Source organism: Methylobacterium sp. Leaf94, from assembly GCF_001426045.1.
GTDB lineage: Bacteria > Pseudomonadota > Alphaproteobacteria > Rhizobiales > Beijerinckiaceae > Methylobacterium.
This window is the reverse complement of sequence record NZ_LMRM01000034.1, coordinates 425,895-442,498: the sequence shown is the minus strand read 5'-3', so window position 1 is coordinate 442,498 and position 16,604 is coordinate 425,895. Positions and strand designations below refer to the sequence as shown.

19 protein-coding genes are annotated in these 16,604 nt (G+C 70.1%); 6 read left to right on the top strand and 13 right to left on the bottom strand.

What is annotated here, in order from left to right:
• Positions 1 to 27 precede the first annotated feature (27 nt).
• Genes ASG63_RS17575 through ASG63_RS17565 form a run of 3 tightly spaced genes read left to right on the top strand, consistent with a single transcriptional unit; the run spans position 28 to position 1,766 of the window.
• Positions 28 to 267: a hypothetical protein gene (locus ASG63_RS17575; protein WP_056219187.1), complete on the top strand. Its 240-nt coding sequence runs from the start codon at positions 28 to 30 to the stop codon at positions 265 to 267.
• Positions 268 to 321: 54 nt separating this feature from the next.
• Positions 322 to 909, top strand: coding sequence for a hypothetical protein (locus ASG63_RS17570; RefSeq protein ID WP_056219185.1), 588 nt, complete (start codon positions 322 to 324; stop codon positions 907 to 909).
• A 2-nt stretch (positions 910 to 911) separates the two neighbouring features.
• A complete protein-coding gene (locus ASG63_RS17565) occupies positions 912 to 1,766 on the top strand; it encodes a shikimate 5-dehydrogenase (protein WP_274534742.1) in 855 nt (284 codons plus the stop codon).
• A gap of 298 nt (positions 1,767 to 2,064) precedes the next feature.
• Here the strand turns inward: ASG63_RS17565 and ASG63_RS17560 are convergent, their stop codons facing one another.
• Positions 2,065 to 2,301, bottom strand: coding sequence for a helix-turn-helix domain-containing protein (locus tag ASG63_RS17560; protein WP_056219182.1), 237 nt, complete (start codon positions 2,299 to 2,301; stop codon positions 2,065 to 2,067).
• Positions 2,302 to 2,493: 192 nt separating this feature from the next.
• Between ASG63_RS17560 and ASG63_RS17555 the strand changes: the two genes are divergently transcribed.
• Complete coding sequence (locus ASG63_RS17555) at positions 2,494 to 2,853, top strand: c-type cytochrome (RefSeq protein ID WP_056219179.1); 360 nt, start codon at positions 2,494 to 2,496, stop codon at positions 2,851 to 2,853.
• A gap of 106 nt (positions 2,854 to 2,959) precedes the next feature.
• Here the strand turns inward: ASG63_RS17555 and pufC are convergent, their stop codons facing one another.
• From pufC to ASG63_RS17495, 12 genes are all read right to left on the bottom strand, one after another.
• Positions 2,960 to 4,081, bottom strand: coding sequence for a photosynthetic reaction center cytochrome PufC (gene pufC / locus ASG63_RS17550; RefSeq protein ID WP_056219176.1), 1,122 nt, complete (start codon positions 4,079 to 4,081; stop codon positions 2,960 to 2,962).
• Complete coding sequence (gene pufM, locus ASG63_RS17545) at positions 4,078 to 5,070, bottom strand: photosynthetic reaction center subunit M (protein ID WP_056219173.1); 993 nt, start codon at positions 5,068 to 5,070, stop codon at positions 4,078 to 4,080. Before pufM ends, pufC begins: the two co-directional genes overlap by 4 nt.
• A 27-nt stretch (positions 5,071 to 5,097) precedes the next feature.
• Positions 5,098 to 5,922 carry a photosynthetic reaction center subunit L gene (pufL, locus tag ASG63_RS17540; protein WP_056219170.1) on the bottom strand — a complete coding sequence of 275 codons (825 nt, stop codon included), beginning with the start codon at positions 5,920 to 5,922 and terminating at the stop codon, positions 5,098 to 5,100.
• Between the two features lie 108 nt (positions 5,923 to 6,030).
• Positions 6,031 to 6,219: a light-harvesting antenna LH1, alpha subunit gene (gene pufA / locus ASG63_RS17535; protein ID WP_018043293.1), complete on the bottom strand. Its 189-nt coding sequence runs from the start codon at positions 6,217 to 6,219 to the stop codon at positions 6,031 to 6,033.
• 14 nt (positions 6,220 to 6,233) lie between these two features.
• Positions 6,234 to 6,455, bottom strand: coding sequence for a light-harvesting antenna LH1, beta subunit (gene pufB, locus ASG63_RS17530; protein ID WP_056219165.1), 222 nt, complete (start codon positions 6,453 to 6,455; stop codon positions 6,234 to 6,236).
• 152 nt (positions 6,456 to 6,607) lie between these two features.
• Positions 6,608 to 6,823: a hypothetical protein gene (locus ASG63_RS17525; RefSeq protein ID WP_055956535.1), complete on the bottom strand. Its 216-nt coding sequence runs from the start codon at positions 6,821 to 6,823 to the stop codon at positions 6,608 to 6,610.
• 134 nt (positions 6,824 to 6,957) lie between these two features.
• Complete coding sequence (gene bchZ, locus ASG63_RS17520; protein ID WP_056219162.1) at positions 6,958 to 8,424, bottom strand: chlorophyllide a reductase subunit Z; 1,467 nt, start codon at positions 8,422 to 8,424, stop codon at positions 6,958 to 6,960.
• A complete protein-coding gene (gene bchY / locus ASG63_RS17515; RefSeq protein WP_056219159.1) occupies positions 8,424 to 10,034 on the bottom strand; it encodes a chlorophyllide a reductase subunit Y in 1,611 nt (536 codons plus the stop codon). The genes bchZ and bchY overlap by 1 nt, the downstream gene beginning before the upstream one ends.
• 6 nt (positions 10,035 to 10,040) lie before the next feature.
• The gene (locus ASG63_RS17510) at positions 10,041 to 11,057 is read right to left on the bottom strand and encodes a chlorophyllide a reductase iron protein subunit X (RefSeq protein WP_056219154.1); all 1,017 of its coding nucleotides are present in this window, start codon (positions 11,055 to 11,057) and stop codon (positions 10,041 to 10,043) included.
• Positions 11,054 to 11,989: a chlorophyll synthesis pathway protein BchC gene (bchC, locus tag ASG63_RS17505; protein ID WP_056219150.1), complete on the bottom strand. Its 936-nt coding sequence runs from the start codon at positions 11,987 to 11,989 to the stop codon at positions 11,054 to 11,056. The genes ASG63_RS17510 and bchC overlap by 4 nt, the downstream gene beginning before the upstream one ends.
• A 109-nt stretch (positions 11,990 to 12,098) precedes the next feature.
• Positions 12,099 to 13,250, bottom strand: coding sequence for a methyltransferase (locus ASG63_RS17500; RefSeq protein ID WP_056219146.1), 1,152 nt, complete (start codon positions 13,248 to 13,250; stop codon positions 12,099 to 12,101).
• 1 nt (position 13,251) lies between these two features.
• On the bottom strand, positions 13,252 to 14,121 hold the full coding sequence (locus ASG63_RS17495; RefSeq protein ID WP_056219143.1) for a polyprenyl synthetase family protein: 870 nt from the start codon (positions 14,119 to 14,121) through the stop codon (positions 13,252 to 13,254).
• Between the two features lie 96 nt (positions 14,122 to 14,217).
• On the opposite strand from ASG63_RS17495, the gene crtD reads away from it, so the two are divergent.
• Positions 14,218 to 15,741, top strand: coding sequence for a 1-hydroxycarotenoid 3,4-desaturase CrtD (gene crtD / locus ASG63_RS17490; protein WP_244479947.1), 1,524 nt, complete (start codon positions 14,218 to 14,220; stop codon positions 15,739 to 15,741).
• Entirely contained in the window at positions 15,699 to 16,598 is a 900-nt protein-coding gene (locus tag ASG63_RS17485; RefSeq protein WP_200941372.1) for a carotenoid 1,2-hydratase, read from the top strand. Before crtD ends, ASG63_RS17485 begins: the two co-directional genes overlap by 43 nt.
• The last annotated feature ends 6 nt before the right edge of the window (positions 16,599 to 16,604 follow it).

Genomic DNA, 16,604 nt, shown 5'->3' with positions numbered 1-16,604 from the left:
CACGCCCGCGCGGCGAGGACCCCGACCATGAAAGCCTTCATCCTCGCCATCATCGCGGCCATCGGGCTCGGCGTCGTGGCGATGTACGCCCTGACGAGCAATCAGACGTTCGCCTACCAGGCCTTCGCGACGTCGGGCGCCCGCGTGTCGGAGCCGGGCACCAATCTCGTCGGGGAGAAGTGGAACGGGGATCCGCAGACGAACGACACCGGGGAATCCGCCCACGGCAAGGCCACCGGAGAGCCGTCCCATCCGAAGCGATCCTGATCCTTCCAGCGATCACCGATGAAAACCACGAGCCCGGACCACAGGGGACCGAAGATGATCCGACGCCTGCCCTTCGCCGCACTGCTCCTGTCGGGCTGTCTCGCGGCGCCCGCGGCCTTCGCGCAGGATGCGGCACCCGCCCCGGCGGCGGCCCCCGCGAAGGGACCGGCGAACCTGTGCCAGGAACTGATCGCGTTCGTGCAGAAGCCGGAGGAGAAGAAGCAGGAGGCCGCCACGCCGCCCAAGCAGGCCACCGCCATCTCCAATGCCTCCGGCAAGAGCGACGGGCAGCCCTCCACGGCCGGCGGTGACCCGCAGCAGAACTCGGGGCTGAGCGGGCCCACGAACACCGATACCAAGGCGCCCACCAGCGACACCCGGGCCCCCGTCAGCGACGGCAAGACCGTCCTGGCGCAGGCCAATGCCGCCGCCAAGTCTCCGCCGCCCCCCGGTGCGCCGGCGCCGAGCCCGAAGCCGGATCCCGCCGTCGTGGCGCAGCTCGAGGCCGCCGCCGGAGCGAACGACCAGACCGCCTGCAGGGCGGCCGCGCGCGCTATGCGCGTCGCCGGCGTCATCATGCCCCCGCCCCTCCTGGCGCTCGCCGCCCTGAACCCGAAGCTCTTCGCGGGATCGCAGCCCTGAGGGTGGGCGGGACGGCGGAGAACGCGGAGGCGGGTCTGCCCGCGCGTCCCCCGATCGGACGGGACACGACGCTCTGCATGTCCCTGTCGGCCCGGCCGGGGCATTTCGGGTCGCGGTTCCACAACCGGCTCTACGCGCTGCTCGGTCTCGACTACGTCTACAAGGCGTTCTCGACCACCGACCTGCCCGGGGCGATCGGCGGCATCCGCGCCCTCGGCATCCGCGGCTGCGCGGTCTCGATGCCCTTCAAGGGGGCGGTGATCCCCCTCCTCGACACCCTCGATCCGTCCGCGCGGGCGATCGACAGCGTCAACACCATCATCAACGACGGCGGCACGCTGACCGGCGCGAACACGGACTATCTCGCCGTGCGCGCCCTGCTGGCCCGGCACGCGATCGATCCGGCGACGCCGTTCATCGTGCGCGGGTCCGGCGGGATGGCCAAGGCGGTCGTGGCGGCCCTGCGCGATTCGGGCTTTCGGCATGGGACGATCGTGGCGCGCAATGCGGCGGCGGGTGCGGCCCTGGCGGAGCGTTCCGGCTTCGCCCATGCGACCGCGCTCGGCGACGGCACGGCGCCGCTCCTCGTCAACGTCACGCCCCTCGGCATGGAAGGGCCGGATGCCGGGGCCCTGGCCTTTCCGGAGGCGGCCATCGCCGCCTGCGCCATCGCCTTCGACGTGGTCGCCCTGCCCTCCCGGACGCCGTTCCTCGCGGCGGCGGAACGCCTCGGGAAGCCGTGCATCACCGGGCACGAGGTCCTGGTCCTGCAGGGCCTCGAGCAGTTCATCCGCTACACCGGCGTGACGCCGTCCTCCGCGCAGGTGGCGGATGCGGCCGCCTTCGCCCGGACCTGACGGGACGAGGGCGCGCGGGCGTTCAGCCCGAGGTCACCCGGGCGACGACGGCAGCGATCGACGCCATCGTGCCGAGGAGGCGCCGCGGTCGTGACCGGACCGGCACCCTTGGCGTTTCTTCCTCGGCGCGGACCATCCGGCCTTCGCCGCGGGGGACATCGGTCATTCGCGAACGAGCCTTGCGGGACCTTCGGCGAGCGTTCGCCAAGTGAAGGCGACGGCGCGCTTCGGGCGAGCGTCCAACGCGAAGACGGGCTGGATCCGATGCCGGCAGCGCCGGTGTCGGGAGAGTGGCAGTCTACGCGCGCGGAGGGCCGTGCCGATGCCCGCCGCCTGTCCGCGCCGCGACGCGGGCCTGCGCCTCCGCCGCGAAGAAGGCGTCCAGGACACGCACGAGGTCCGGGTTCGGTTTCTTCATGCCGTTGATGAAACGCGAGATCCGCGGCTGGTTGATCCCGAGTTCCCAGGCGAGGCGCGCCTGGCTCCAGCCGGTGCGATGGAGGAACTGGCAGACGTCGGCGGGTTGGACCGGCATGGCTCCACCTGGGGCGATGAATTTCGCGCAGGGGCCTGAGGGTAGGCCCCCCAATCGGCCAAACCAGACGGTCGCCGCCCTTAATCCCTCCCGGACGATCACGTTGCCGTGATAATCGTTGCGGTTCGCATTACTTTTGATAGCGGCGCTTTAGCTAGGTTTCACCACCAGAACGATCTGCGAGGAAACCCCATGCGACACACGATCTACGGTGCTCTGTTTGCCGCCCTGCTCCCGATGGCCGCGCATGCCGAGGGGGATGCCGCGGCGGGGGAGAAGGCGTTCGCACCCTGCAAGGCCTGTCACGCCTTCGGCAAGAATGGGGTTGGACCGAACCTGACCGGCGTCGTCGGCCGCAAGGCCGCCTCGGAGGAAGGCTACACCTATTCCGCCGCGCTCAAGGGCTCCGGGATCACCTGGGACGAGGCCAATCTGCACGAGTGGCTGAAGAATCCGAAGGCGAAGGTCCCGGGAACCAAGATGGTGTTCGCCGGCTATCCCGACGACAAGAAGATCGACGATGTGATCGCCTACCTGGCCTCCAAGAAGTAGTCCCGCGCGACGAGACGCGTCACTCGTCGCGGACCGTCTCCGATCGTCGAAACGCCGCTGGAGACTTGTCCAGCGGCGTTTCGTGTCCGATCGGGAGACGGCCGGCCTATTGCGGCGTCGGAACGGGCATCGCGGGCTGATCCGGAACGGGCGATGGGGTGACCGGCGGATTGGGATCGGCGGCACTCGCCGTCTCGGTCGACTTGGCGAGCTCGGGATAGGCGTCGATGACGTTCGCACCGTTCAGGGGCTTGCTGACCCCGTTGTGGCAGGTGGTGCAATTGACCTTCGGCACGTCACCCAGAGCGCCGAGGCGGTTCGGGGGGAACGTCGAGAGCAGCGGCTCGAGGTAATTGCCGTTGATGTCCCGCACCATCCGGATGCCGTGCCAGGCGGTGGTCCGTTGCGGAGTGCTCTGCGACCAGTTCGAGATCGCCCGGGTGTTGTGACAGAAGGTACAGTTGACCCCCAGTCCCTCCGACATGTGGATCATCAACCCATAGGTCTTCTCCGCATCCTGGATCGGTTTGCCCTTGGTCGTCGGCAGCGCCGTCGTCGCGTTCACCCGGATCGCGTTGTTGTCGATGGTCTTGTCGGCGAGGTATTCGGTGAGGGTGTCGTAGGGGAGCGAGGCTAGGCCGACCGACGGCGCGGCCATGTTCTGCCCGTTGTTGCGGGCGATGAAGCCGCCCGGGCGATTGGGACCCGGCTGGGTGAACCAGATATTGGCCGGCACCGGCTGTCCCCGGTGGCAGGTGTAGCAGGTGACGCCCGCACCGCCGACGTGGTTCTCCTTCCAGGAACTGTTGATGTGCTGCGTCATCTGCAGCATCCGCCGGGCGACCTTCTTCTGATAGAGGCTGTCGTCGGCCATGTTCTCAGTATTGTGGCAGTAGGTGCAGCCTTGTTCGGGGCTGACCCACTCGGTCATCGACGCCATCAGGCGATTGAACTCGTTGACGCTGACGTTCTTGAGGACCTGGACGTTCTCGTAGGTCGTACCGGCGAGCTCCTCGCCGGGCTCGGCGGGATCGGCGGGCGCCGGCGCCAGGTTGGCGTCCCGGGTGTCCTCGACGGCTTCGCGGGTGTGGACCTGCGCCATCGCGGTCCCGCGAAAGCCATTCTGTTGGACCGCCAGCGGCGGTCGGTCCCAGTCGGTCAGACCAACCATCGCCACGGTGAGGAAGAAGGCGATGGAAGCTCCGAGGACGGCGAAGAAGGTCTTCATGGAGCTCCCCCAGGCAGGGTTGTGGGCGACACACTCAGCGGATCGACGACCGGCGGATAGACCTGCGGGTAGGACGGGGCGACGCCGTGCTTGACGGCCCAGAGGTACCAGTTGTCGACGACCGTCCCGGTGAGCAGGATTCCGATGCCGCCGGTGAGCGTCGTCAGGACCGCGAACCACCAAGCCCAGCGGTGGACCGATTCCATGGTGGCGTTGAAGCCCATGGTCCAGCGCCAGAACAGGGCGGCGCGTTCAGTGGCGGTGCCGCGGTCGACGATCTGGTCGATCTCGCGCTCGCCGCCGAAGCGGCTCACGGCCAGGATGGTGCCGCCATGCATCGCGAAGAGCAGCGTCGACCCGTAGAGGAAGACGATCGAGAGCATATGGAAGGGGTTGTAGAACAGGTTGCCGTAGCGCAGCGAGAAGGCGGCGGTCCAGTCGAGGTGGGGGAAGATGCCGAACGGGACGGCTTCGCTCCAGGATCCCATCAGCACCGGCCGGATGAAGCCGAGCACGAGGAACAGCCAGATCGCGGAGGCGAAGGCCCAGGGCACGTGGTAGCCGAGGCCCAGCGCCTTGGCGCGCCGGAACAGCCGCAGCCACCAGAGCAGGATCGAGGCGGTCAGGAAGAAGCCGGCGATGAGCCACCAGCCGCCCTCGGCCAGTGGCGGCAGGACTTTCAGGCCGTATTGCGGTCGCGGCGGCTCGAGGGCGAGCCAGGGCAATTGCCGCACGAACTGGATCGGATCCCAGTTCACGCTCGCCCACATGTTGAGGCCGATGATCTCGAAGGCGATCAACCCGCAGGCGAAGGAAAGCGCCCCGAGATAGCCGATGTAGATCGGGCCGACCTGCGCATTGCCGATGAGGCCGAACAGGTAGGAGTTGAACGGCGTGCCCCAGCGCTTGTTGGAGTCGACCGGGATGCCGAGGTCCGGCTGGACCGGGCGGACCTGCACTTCGGAGAAGATGTTCTGGTAGTAGGCCATGGTGTCGCGAGCCTCCCTATTCCGAGATCAGCGCCAGACGGGGAGATTGAGCCACCAGCCCCACCATTCGGGCCAGCCGCGGGTCCAGAACGGGCCGCTGATGACGATGCAGACGGCGCTCCAGAAGCCGGCCGACAGCGCCAGGAACAGGCCGAGCCGGTGGATGCCGAGCGTGCCGATCGAGTAGCCGATGGTGTCGCGGAAGAAGGTGTCCTCGTGCTCGGGAGTCTTCACCACCTCGCCCTTACCCGGATTGGTCGAGGATAGGATCAGCGAGCCGTGCAGCGAGAGCGCGAGCGTCGTGGTGAAGAAGAACGTCACCGCCAGCATGTGCGCGGGATTGTAGTGGAAGTGCAGGTACTGGTAGCCGGTGTTCGAGACCCAATCGAGGTGGCTGAGGATACCGTAGGGGAACCCGTGCCCCCAGGCGCCCATCAGGAGCGGCCTGACCACAACCAGGGTCACGTAGGCGAAGATCGCCACCGCGAAGGCGAAGGGCACGTGGTAGCCGATGCCGAGCTTGCGGCAGATCTCGACCTCGCGCAGGGCCCAGGACGAGAAGGCGCCGACGGCGCAGAAGGTGATGATCTGCCAGAGGCCGCCCTCCTGGAGCGGCGCCAGGGCGAGCCCGTACTTCAGATCGGGCGGCGCGATGTTGATCTGCCAGATGTTCCAGGTCGGTCCGAGCGCCGCACCGTAGATGATCAGCGCCGTTCCAAGCACCGAGAAGAACAGCGTCGTGACGCCGAAGAAGCCGACGTAGAACGGCCCGACCCAGAAATCGAACAGGTCGCCGCCGACCAGGGTGCCGCCGCGGATGCGGTATTTTCGCTCGAAACTCAGCATCGCCATCGCGACCTCCCCGCTCCACCACGTTTCTCGACCACGTCTGTCGGCGATGGCCGACGGGGGGCTTTTGGCGCCCGCCCGCCGATCATCCGTGCTTGCGGTGCGCGCCGGTCAGGCGGGCATCGTGGGCAGAACCAGCGTCTGCGCGTTGGCGGCGCGCGGCGCCTTGGGACCTTCCAGCCAATTGAACCGGTCGGTGCTGAGCAAGATGAAGTGGATCAGCAGCGCCAGAATGAAGAGGAAGGTGAAGAGCGCCACCAGGGTGCGGCGCGGATCGAAGAGAAGCCAGACCTTGTGCATGATGAGGGTCCTTCTCAGGAGAGCAGGGCGGCGACGCCCTGGGCGGCCGTCTCGAGGGCGGCGTAGCCCTTCGGTCCGGGCAGCCAGGGGCGCCACAGCCACACGAGGATGTGGGCGACCACGGCGATCGCCGTGAAGATGATGAAGCTGGTCAAGAAGATCGCGTGGAACTCCTTGGCTTCCGGTTCCGTCAGCCCGGACAGGCTGCTCGGTTTCTCGACAATGCCATTGGCCATTGGGTCAAACCTCCGCTTTGGCTAGCCGCGCCCGCACGTCCGGGTACGGTGGGTGTCACCGGACCGCGCGGAGCGGCCTCGGCGGTCCTTCCCGCCTGTTCGGACGGGAGGTCGATCGGGGGCGGGCGGAACGCCTCGACCCGAGGGCGAAGTCAGCCCATGAACACGAAGGGAATGGCCGAGACGGCCATCGCCCGGGCCTCGGCGAAGACCGAGCGCCGCCGCTGCGGCAGCGCCGTCCGGGCCTGCGGGATCACGCGCTGCACCAGCGCCGCGATGAGGAAGAACGGATAGGTGCTGGCCAGGATGATCCGGAACTGGACCTCGTCCTGATGCAGGCGCGACACCGGATTGAGCGAACGTTGCATGGGATGGGTCTCCTCTCGGCGTTCCGCGGCGGGACGCGTCCGGGTCGGGACGCGCGGGGTCGGCATCGACCGCTTGGACGGCGCCGCGCCGTTCCAATCGGAAAGGGAATGGGCGCCGAGGCCGGGACGCGCGCTCATGCGGCGGCTCCCAGGCTGGCCTCGGCGCGGGCGCGCTCGACGTGATCGGCGATCACCCGGCTTCCGCCCTCGCCGCGCGCGACGCGCTCGGCGGCATCACGCAGGCGCTTGGCCGCCGAGATCCGCACCAGCACGGGATGGGCCTCGACGAGTTCGTCGAGACGGGCCCGGGCCGCCTCGTCCCAGGGCAGCTCCCGGTGGAGCCGCGCTGGGGTCGCCTCGACCCTGTCCATGTCGCGGGCCAGCGGCAGGATGTGGAAGAGCATGTCGAACAGGGCGTTGCAGACCTCCTGGACGAGGTAGGTCGCGCCGGCGAACCCCATGAAGGGCGTGCCGGTGTGGCGCCGGATGATCGCGCCGGGGAACGAGGCCGGCACGAACACCGCCCGAGCACCGGACTCGGCCGCGTACATCCGCTCGTTGAAGGAGCCGAACAGCACCAGAGGCGGGGTCTTCGCGATGAGATCGCGGATCTCGGCGTTGTCGGTCTTCGCACCCGCCTTGCGAGCCACGGCGAAGTGGCAGGGCAGCCCCATCTCGTCCTCGAGGAAGTGCCGGACGCCGCGCGCGTAGGTCTCGGAGGCCACGATCCCGAAGCTCGCCGTGCCGAAGAAATCCTGCGTCACCGAGCGCCACAGGTCCCAGACCGGCTTGATTGTGGTGTGCTTCTCGCGGGCGATGAACGGCTCGGGGTCCAGGCCGAGGGCCTCGCCGAGCGCGCGCAGGAACCGCGTGGTCGAATGGATGCCGATGGGCGCCTGGAAGTAGGGGCGCTCCAGGGCCTCGCAGAGCAGGCGGCCGAACTCGCGGTAGAGGCAGATGTTGGCATCCGCGTTCACCAGGGCGGGCACGTCGGCGAGGTGCGAGCCGAGGGGAAACACGAGGTTCACGTCGGCGCCGATGCCCTCGACGAGGCGCCGGATCTCGGCGAGGTCCGAGGGCATGTTGAAGGTGCCGTAGGCCGGCCCGATCAGGTTCACCCGCGGTTTCACGCCCTCGCTGCGGGCGGGCCGGGCCGGAATGCCCTTCTTGGCGAAGCGCTTGGCGCCGTACTCGTTCCAGAGCCAGGCCATGGCCCGGTCGGCGGCCTGCCACTGATCCTCGTCGATGGTGCGCGGCAGGAAGCGCTGGAGGTTGGTGCCCTCCGGCGTGACGCCGCCGCCGATCATCTCGGCGATGGAGCCGGTGACGACCACGCTGGGCTGGGCGGGATCGAGGGTGGCGTGGGCCCGCTTCATCGCGGCCTCTGTGCCGTGCCGGCCGAGTTCCTCCTCGGCCAGGCCGGTCACCACGATGGGCAGTTCGTGCGGCGGCAGCGCGTCGGTGTAGTGCAGCACCGAGGTCACCGGCAGGTTCTCGCAGCCCACCGGGCCGTCGATGACGACCTGCAGCCCCTTGATGGCGGTGAAGACGTAGACGGCGCCCCAGTAGCCGCCGGCCCGGTCGTGATCGAGGATGAGCATCAGGCCATCTCCCCGATCGGCGCGTGTTCGAACTGTCCCGGGGCGGGCTTGGCCCGCACGGCCGAGGCGACGTTCCGGCGGAGCTTGGGCACGTCCTCCCAGATGCCGGCGGCATGACCCTCGCCGACCCCGTCGAAGAAGGCCCGCATGGCATCGAAGCGGCCGCGGTTGCCGAGCGCCGCGTTGATGACCTTGGCCAGCGACCCGGCGCCGGCGACGCCCATCAGCGGGCGGGCCGAGATCAGGTTGGTGAAGTAGAGGGCCGGGATGCCGAGGGCCTTGGCCTTCTGCACCACCGGCGTGGTGCCGATGGCGAGGTCCGGCCGCGCGTCCCGCAGGGCGCCGAGGTCGTCCTCCAGGGAGGCGCGGTAGCGCACCGTGACGCCGCGCGCCTCGAGCCAGGCCTGGTCGGCCTCCGAATAGGGCGTGCGCGGACAGGCGGTGCCCACATAGGCCAGGTCCGCGCCGCTCTCGACGAGGAGGCGCCCGACCAGCAGTTCAGACCCCTCGTACCCCGACAGCGTGATCCGGCCCCGGATCGGGTTGGCGGCGAGCGCGCCCCGGATCATCGGCAGGAGCCGGTTCTTGGCGGCCTCGACGGTGGCACGGGGCACCGCGCAGGCTTCGCCGATGCGGTCGAGCCAGTCGGCGGTGCCGTCATGGCCGACCGGGGCCGAACCCACGACGGGGCGGCCGGCGGCGGCGAATTCCCGGATGGAAGCGGTGTAGAACGGGTGGATCGCCGCGACCGCCGTGCAGTCGAGGGCCGCGTAGAGTTCGCGCCATTCCCGCGTCGGCACCACCGGTCCGGCGCTGAGTCCGAGGGGCTCCAGCAGGCCGCCGATGACGACCGGGTCGGCCGGAAACATCTCACCGAGGAGGGCCACGGTCGGGCGCTCGGCCCGCCCCGTGCGGGGCGCCTGGACGGGACCCTGCTCGGCCTCCGTGCGGGCGAACTTCAGCATCGCCCCGGCGAGCACGTCTTTGGCCTCGGCATGGGTCGGCACCCCGAAGCCCGGCACGTCGATGCCGATGATGCGGACGCCGTCGATCGCCTTCGGCAGGAGGCGCAGGGGCACGCCCGAGGCGGTGGGAACGCAGAGGTTGATGACGACGACGGCGTCGTAGTCGGCGGGCTTGGCCACCTGGAACACCGCCTCGCGGATGTCCTCGAACAGCTTGCCGGTGACCAGGGTCTCGGAGTTGAAGGGCACGTAGCCCACGCTCCGCCTGGCGCCGTAGAAATGCGACGTGAAGGTCAGGCCGTAGACGCAGCAGGCCGAGCCCGAGAGGATCGTCGCCGTGCGGCGCATCCGCAGGCCGACCCGGAGCGAACCGAAGGCCGGGCACATGCTCTGGGGCTGGTCGTGCGGGCCGGCAGGGTAATCCGTCCGAAGCTGCTCGAGCGTCTCGGACATGCCGGCGGCCTCGGCCGCCGCCCGCATCGTCGCTCTGCCCGAGTGGCAGCCCAGGCCGTCCGCTTTCGCGGCGGCAAGGTTCACCACCTCGGCCGGGGCCGCGACGGGGGCCAGGGTCGAAGCCGGGCGCTCATGGCCGGCGCGAAGGGTCTGGCGGGCGCGGAGGTCGGCGATGTCGAGGGTGACGGCCATGATGCGTCAGACCTCGTCGTAGACGACTTCGAGGGACGGCTTCACGACCTGCGTCGTGCCGCACATGTCCGCGAAGGTGGCGGGCACCAGGGTGACGCCCCGGCCGACGGCCTCGCCCTTGAACAGGCCGAGGAGCCCATCCTGGCTGAGGGGCGTCGGATGGTTCGGCGCCGCCGCGTGGACGTTTCGGGCGAGATCGGAGAACAGGGAGCCCCAGGGGCTCTCGGGCCGTCCGATGATCTCGTAGTTCGCGCTCTTCCTGCGGATGTCGTCGTCGGCCGGGATCGAGGCCAGGACCGGGATGCCGACGGCGGCCGCGAAGGCCTGCGCCTCGCCGGTGCCGTCGTCCTTGTTGATGACGAGGCCTCCGACACCGACGTTGCCGCCGAGCTTGCGGAAGTATTCCACTGCCGAGCAGACGTTGTTGGCGACGTAGAGCGACTGGAGATCGTTCGAGCCGACGACGATGACCTTCTGGCACATGTCGCGGGCGATCGGCAGGCCGAAGCCGCCGCAGACCACGTCTCCGAGAAAGTCGAGAAGGACGTAGTCGAAGCCCCATTCGTGGAAGCCGAGCTTCTCCAGCAATTCGAAGCCGTGGATGATGCCGCGCCCGCCGCAGCCTCGCCCGACCTCGGGACCGCCGAGCTCCATGGCGTAGACGCCGTCGCGCTTGAAGCAGACGTCGCCGATCGCGACCTGCTCGCCGGCAAGCTTCTTCTTGGTCGACGTCTCGATGATCGTCGGGCAGGCGCGTCCGCCGAACAGCAGCGAGGTCGTGTCGCTCTTCGGGTCGCAGCCGATCAGCAGAACCTTCTTGCCCTGCTGGGCCATCATGTAGCTGAGATTGGCGAGGGTGAACGACTTGCCGATGCCGCCCTTGCCGTAGATCGCGATGATCTGCGTCTCCTTGGAGGCGGCCACCGGCACGGGATCCGGCTCGATGCCGGCCTCGGCGCGAAGGGTCTCGGAAGCCGTCAGGGCGCCGCCGTTCAGCTGCGTGGCCTTCAGCTGGATGTTCATGCGGCTCTCCAATCCAGGATCATCTTCAGGCATCCGGCGTCGCCGAAGGCCGTGCGATAGGCGTCCGGTGCGTCCGCGGCCGGACGCCGATGGGTGACGAGGTCGTCGAGGCAGAGGCGCTCCTCGGCGATGAGCGCGAGGGTCGCGGCGAGATCCTCCGGCCGCCACTGGGCGGCGACGCGGATCCGGGCTTCCCGGAGAAAGGCCGGCGCGAAGGCGAAGCCGAGGCGGTCTTCGTAGAACCCGGCGAGAACGACCTCGCCACCGGGCGCGAGGCGCGCGATCCCCGTATCGAGGATCGTGGAATCGCCGCTGACATCGAGGATCGTGGCGTAGTCGCGCCGCGCATCGTCGTCCGGAGCGAGGACGGGATAGGGACCCTCGCTCGCGCGCCGCACCGGGTTGGTCTCCCAAACCTGCGGCGTCCCCCCGAGGGCCTGGGCGATCCGCGCGACGAGGCGGCCGAGGACGCCGTGGCCGATGACGAGGAGCGGCTGGCACAGGTCGATCCCCGCCAGGGCGTGCCGCGCGGTGGCGGCCAAGGCGATCAGGGTTCCGCGCTCGCCCCACGCGCCGTCGATGGGCACGAGGCGCTCGCCGGCGCTGACGAGGTGGGACGCGGCCCCGCCGAACAATCCGCGGACCGGACCGAAGCATCGCGCGCCGGGAACGAACACCGTCTGCCCGACCCGGACGCCGCTCGCGACCCCGGCCTCGACGACCTCGCCCACGGACTCGTAGCCGGGCACCAGCGGGTAGCCCATGCCGGGAAACGACGGCATCCGGCCCGACCAGAGCAGGCGCTCGGTTCCGGTGCTGATGCCGCTCCAGCGGATCGCCACGACGGCATCGGCCGCCGTGGGAGCATCGAGAGCCAGGCATTCCAGGCTGATCCGACCGGGATCGCGGAGGACGACGGCATCTGTCTGCATCGCGCCTGCCCTCCCCCCATCCATCGACTCGGTTCGTTCGATCCCGAACCCTTATGTCATCCTAGATAGACACTTTAAAACGTCAAGAAAAACTTACCCCGCACATGGCTTATCGCGTTGACACCAACAGGCGCGTCAGCAGAGGACGGCGCGTTGCGACCTCGACGGTGCGCCGGAAGCCTGCTTCGGAGAGAAGCGCCCTGAGTTCCCGCGCGGAGCGGCACTGCCCGCTGCCCATCGCGAGAAGGTAGAGGCCGAAATAGGCGTCCGTGATGGGCTCGCCGCCGGGCGTGCCACTCATGGGCTCGGCGAGGATGAGACGCCCGCCGGGGGGAAGCGCTTCGCGTACCGCCGCGAGCAGGATGCGGACGGTTGCGTCGTCGTGATCGTGCACCACCCGCACCAGGGTGATCGCGTCGGCACCGGGCGGGAGCGGGTCCGTCCGGAAGCTGCCGCCGAAGGCCTCGAAGCGGCCCGCGAGCCCGGCGCGCATCATGCGCTCCTCGGCGCGATCGGCCACCGCCGGCAGGTCGAAGAGCCTGAGCTGAAGGTCCGGCGCGACGCGGCCGGCCGCCGTCAGGAAGGCGCCCTCGCCGCCGCCGACATCCATGAGGCAGCGGTGGCGCCGCATCGGGTAGGCCTCGAGGAGATCCTCCGCGATCAGCGCCTGGGAGGCCGACATCAGCCCGCTGTAGGACGCAACCGCGTCGCCCTGCAGATCGGGCCCGTCTCCGGACGCATAGGGCCAGTACCCGGCGAGACGGGTCGGTCCCGCCTCGCCCCTCAGCAGGGCCACGGGGTCGCGCAGGTCCTCGTAGAGCAGCGCGTGGTGCTCGATCATCCGGCCGATCGCGGGGTTCCCCACCAGGGCGGCGCCGAGATCGGCCAGGAGGCAGTGGCCGTCCGGCAGCCGGCGGATCAACCCGAGGGAGGCCGCGGCCTTGAGGAGACGCGTCCCGGCCTCGGGCGCGAGCCCCATCCGGTGGGCGAGCGCCGCTTCCGGCACAGGGCCCTCCGACAGCATGCCGAAGAGATCGAGTCGAACGCAGGCGAACAGGGTCTGCGAATAGGTGAAGCCCGCGCAGAGATCGAACAGGGCGCGCGTCCGCGCCCGGGCGATCCGCCGCGTCAGGGGAAAGCCGGCCGCCCAGCGCTGGAATCGCGGATCGGCGACGAGGCGGGCCCGTAACGCGTACCAGCGCGCTTGAAGGCCACCGGCGCCGGCCCGGGCCGGTGGATCGAGGGTGGCGCCGCGCGCCACCTTACGCCAACTCCCGTGCCAGGCTCGCCGGCAGGAAGAGCCGCGTCTGCGCCTCGATCTCGGCGCGCAGCGTCTCGGCGCCCGGGCAATCGGGAATCACCTCGATCGCCTCGCGCACCAGACGCTTCAGGCGCGTGAGCGCCCCGCTCATCCCGAGGAGCGCGGCGGCGTTCGGGCGACCGAGCGTCGAGTCGCGGCCGACGGGCTTGCCGACCTCTTCCTGACGGCAGGCGACGTCGCGCAGATCGTCGGCCACCTGGTAGGCCTCGCCCAGGCATTCGCCGAGGAGACGCCACGGGAGCGACGGTACGCCCGCCGCGGCGGCCCCCGTGACCGTCGCGGCGGCGAAAAGGGCCCCGGTCTTGGCCTGTTGATACTCGGTCAACGCCACGGTCGGCTCGGACTCCCAGGCCTGGCCGGCGGCGATCCCGGAGGGCGAACCGGCCGCCCGGGCAACGAGGCCGACCAGGGCGGCGAGCCGCTTCGGGTTCCGGGCCGCGCCGCGCGCCAGCGTCTCGAAGGCGGACACGATGAGGGCGTCGCCCGTCAGCACCGCCAGGGGCTCGCCGAAGGCCGCATGGACGGACGGCTGGCCGCGCCGAAGGGGCGCGTCGTCGAAGCACGGCAGATCGTCGTGGACCAGGGAGGCACAGTGCAGAAGTTCGATGGCGGCGGCAGCCGCGTCCGAGGCTGCCGGATCGTCGTCACCGCAGGCGCGCGCCACCGACAGGCACAGGCGGGGGCGGATCCGGTGTCCGCCGGGAAAGACGGCGTAGCGGATCGACTCCGCGAGTCGTGGCGGCGCTCCGGGTGCTTCCAGGTGGGAAACGGCAGCGTCGAGGGCCTGCTCGATGCGACGGTTGGCGTCCATTGGCCGTAACTCCCATGCCGCTTGTTCTTGGACATCAAAAGTGTCAGTATTTGTTGACAGTCGTCAAGTCAGATTTACTTGACGGGAGGGAACCACGTGAAGATCGTCATCATCGGCTCGGGGATCGGAGGCCTGGTGGCGGCCCTGCGGCTCGCCCATGCGGGCCTCGACGTGACGGTGCTGGAGCGAGCGCAGCGGCCGGGCGGCAAGATGCGACGCGTGCCGGTGGGCGAGGCGGCGGTCGATGCCGGTCCTACCGTGTTCACGATGCGCTGGGTCTTCGAGGAGATCTTTGCCGAATGCGGTGCGGATCTCGCCGCCCATGTCGGGCTGGAGCCGGCCGCGATCCTGGCCCGCCACGCCTGGGGACCGGGCGAACAGCTCGACCTCCACGCCGATCCGGACGCCTCCGAGACGGCCATCGCGAACTTCGCCGGGGCGCGCGAGCGCGACGGATACCGCCGGTTCCGCGCCCGGGCGGCCGAGGTCTACGCCACCCTGGAGGGGCCCTTCATTCGTGGCGAGCGCCCGAGCCCGATCGATCTGACCCGCCGGGCCGGCCTCTCGGGACTGGGCGACCTCTGGCGAATCCAGCCCTTCACGACCCTGTGGCGCGCGCTGGGCGACTACTTCGAAGACCCGCGTCTGCGCCAGCTCTTCGGCCGCTACGCGACCTATTGCGGCTCGTCGCCCTTCGCGGCCCCCGCGACCCTGATGCTGGTGGCCCATGTGGAGAGCCAAGGCGTCTGGCACGTGGCCGGCGGCCTCAGCCGCCTTGCCGCCGCGGTCGCCGATCTGGCGGCGGAGCGCGGCGCCGGATTCCGCTACGGGACGGCCGCGAGGTGCATCGCCGTGCAGGGCGGCCGCGTCGTCGGCGTCGATCTCGACGACGGCGAGCGGCTGACCGCGGATGCCGTCATCAGCAATGCCGATGTGGCGGCCCTGGCCGACGGCCTGCTCGGACGCGACGCCGCCCGGGCGGCCGAGACCGTCCCGGCCTCCGAGCGGTCGCTCTCGGCGGTCACGCTCTGCGCGCAGGCCCGCGCCGAAGGCTTTCCGCTCTCGCGGCACACGGTGTTCTTCTCGGGCGACTCCGCCGCGGAGTTCGCGCGCATCCGTGCCGGGCATCTGCCGGACGATCCCACCGTCTACGTCTGCGCGCAGGATCGCACCGACGCGAACGCGCCGTCGGGTCGGCCCGAGCGCCTGCTCTGCCTCGTCAATGCCCCGGCCCGGACCTTCAGCCCCTCGGAGATCGAGACATGCGTGACCACGATGCGGCGGCGCCTGAGCGCGAGCGGATTGACCCTCTCGGAGACGGCGGATTCGGTGACGACGGGTCCGGCGGAATTCGCGCGCCTGTTCCCGGGATCGGCGGGCGCCCTCTACGGACGGGCGTCCCACGGCTGGATGGCCTCGTTCAAGCGCCCGGGGGCCCGCACGCGGATTCCGGGCCTCTACCTCGCGGGGGGGAGCGTCCATCCGGGACCGGGGGTGCCGATGGCAGCGCAGTCCGGGCGAATCGCGGCGGACAGCCTGCTGCGGGACCGGAGCGGCGCCCGCGCTTCGATACGCGGGTGGATCGCGACGGCTACGTCTGGTGGTACGTCGATGCCCTGAGCGAGGACGGCCGCCAGGGCCTGACCATCATCGCCTTCATCGGCAGCGTGTTCTCGCCCTATTACGCCTGGGACCCCGCCCGCGACCCCTTCGATCACTGCGCCGTCAACGTCGTGCTCTACGGGGAGCGGGCCAACCGCTTCTGCATGACCGAGCGGGGCCGTGCGAGCCTCCACCGGGATGCGGACCACATCCGGATCGGTCCGAGCGGCCTGTCCTGGGACGGCACAACCCTGACGATCCGCCTCGACGAGGTGACGGCGCCGATCCCCTCGCGGGTCCGGGGGACGGTGCGCCTGCGCCCGGGCGGCTTCACGCCGGGCCCCCGCACCCTCGACGCGCGGGGCCAGCACCGCTGGTGGCCGATGGCGCCCTCCTCGCCGGTGGAGGTGGCGCTGGAGGAGCCCGGGATCGCCTGGCGCGGAACCGCCTACTTCGACACCAACCACGGCGACACGTCTCTCGAGGCCGCATTTCGCGATTGGACCTGGTGCCGTGCCGACCTGCGCGACGGGGCCGCGATCCTGTACGACGTGAACCGGACGGACGGCACCCGGCAGGAACTCACCCTGTGCTTTGCCGCCGACGGAACGCCCCGGGACATCGATCCGCCGCGGCGTGTCGCGCTGCCGCCGACGCGGTTCTGGCGCATGCCGCGCGAGACGCGCAGCGACGACGCGCGTGCCGAGGTCGCGCGGACCTTCGAGGACACGCCGTTCTACGCGCGCTCGTACCTGCGTTCGACCCTGCGCGGCGAGGCGGTGCGCCCGGTTCACGAGAGCCTGTCGCTCGCGCGTTTCCGACACCCGCTGGTCCGGCTGATGCTTCCGTTCCGGATGCCGCGCCGGACGCGCTGAAACGGA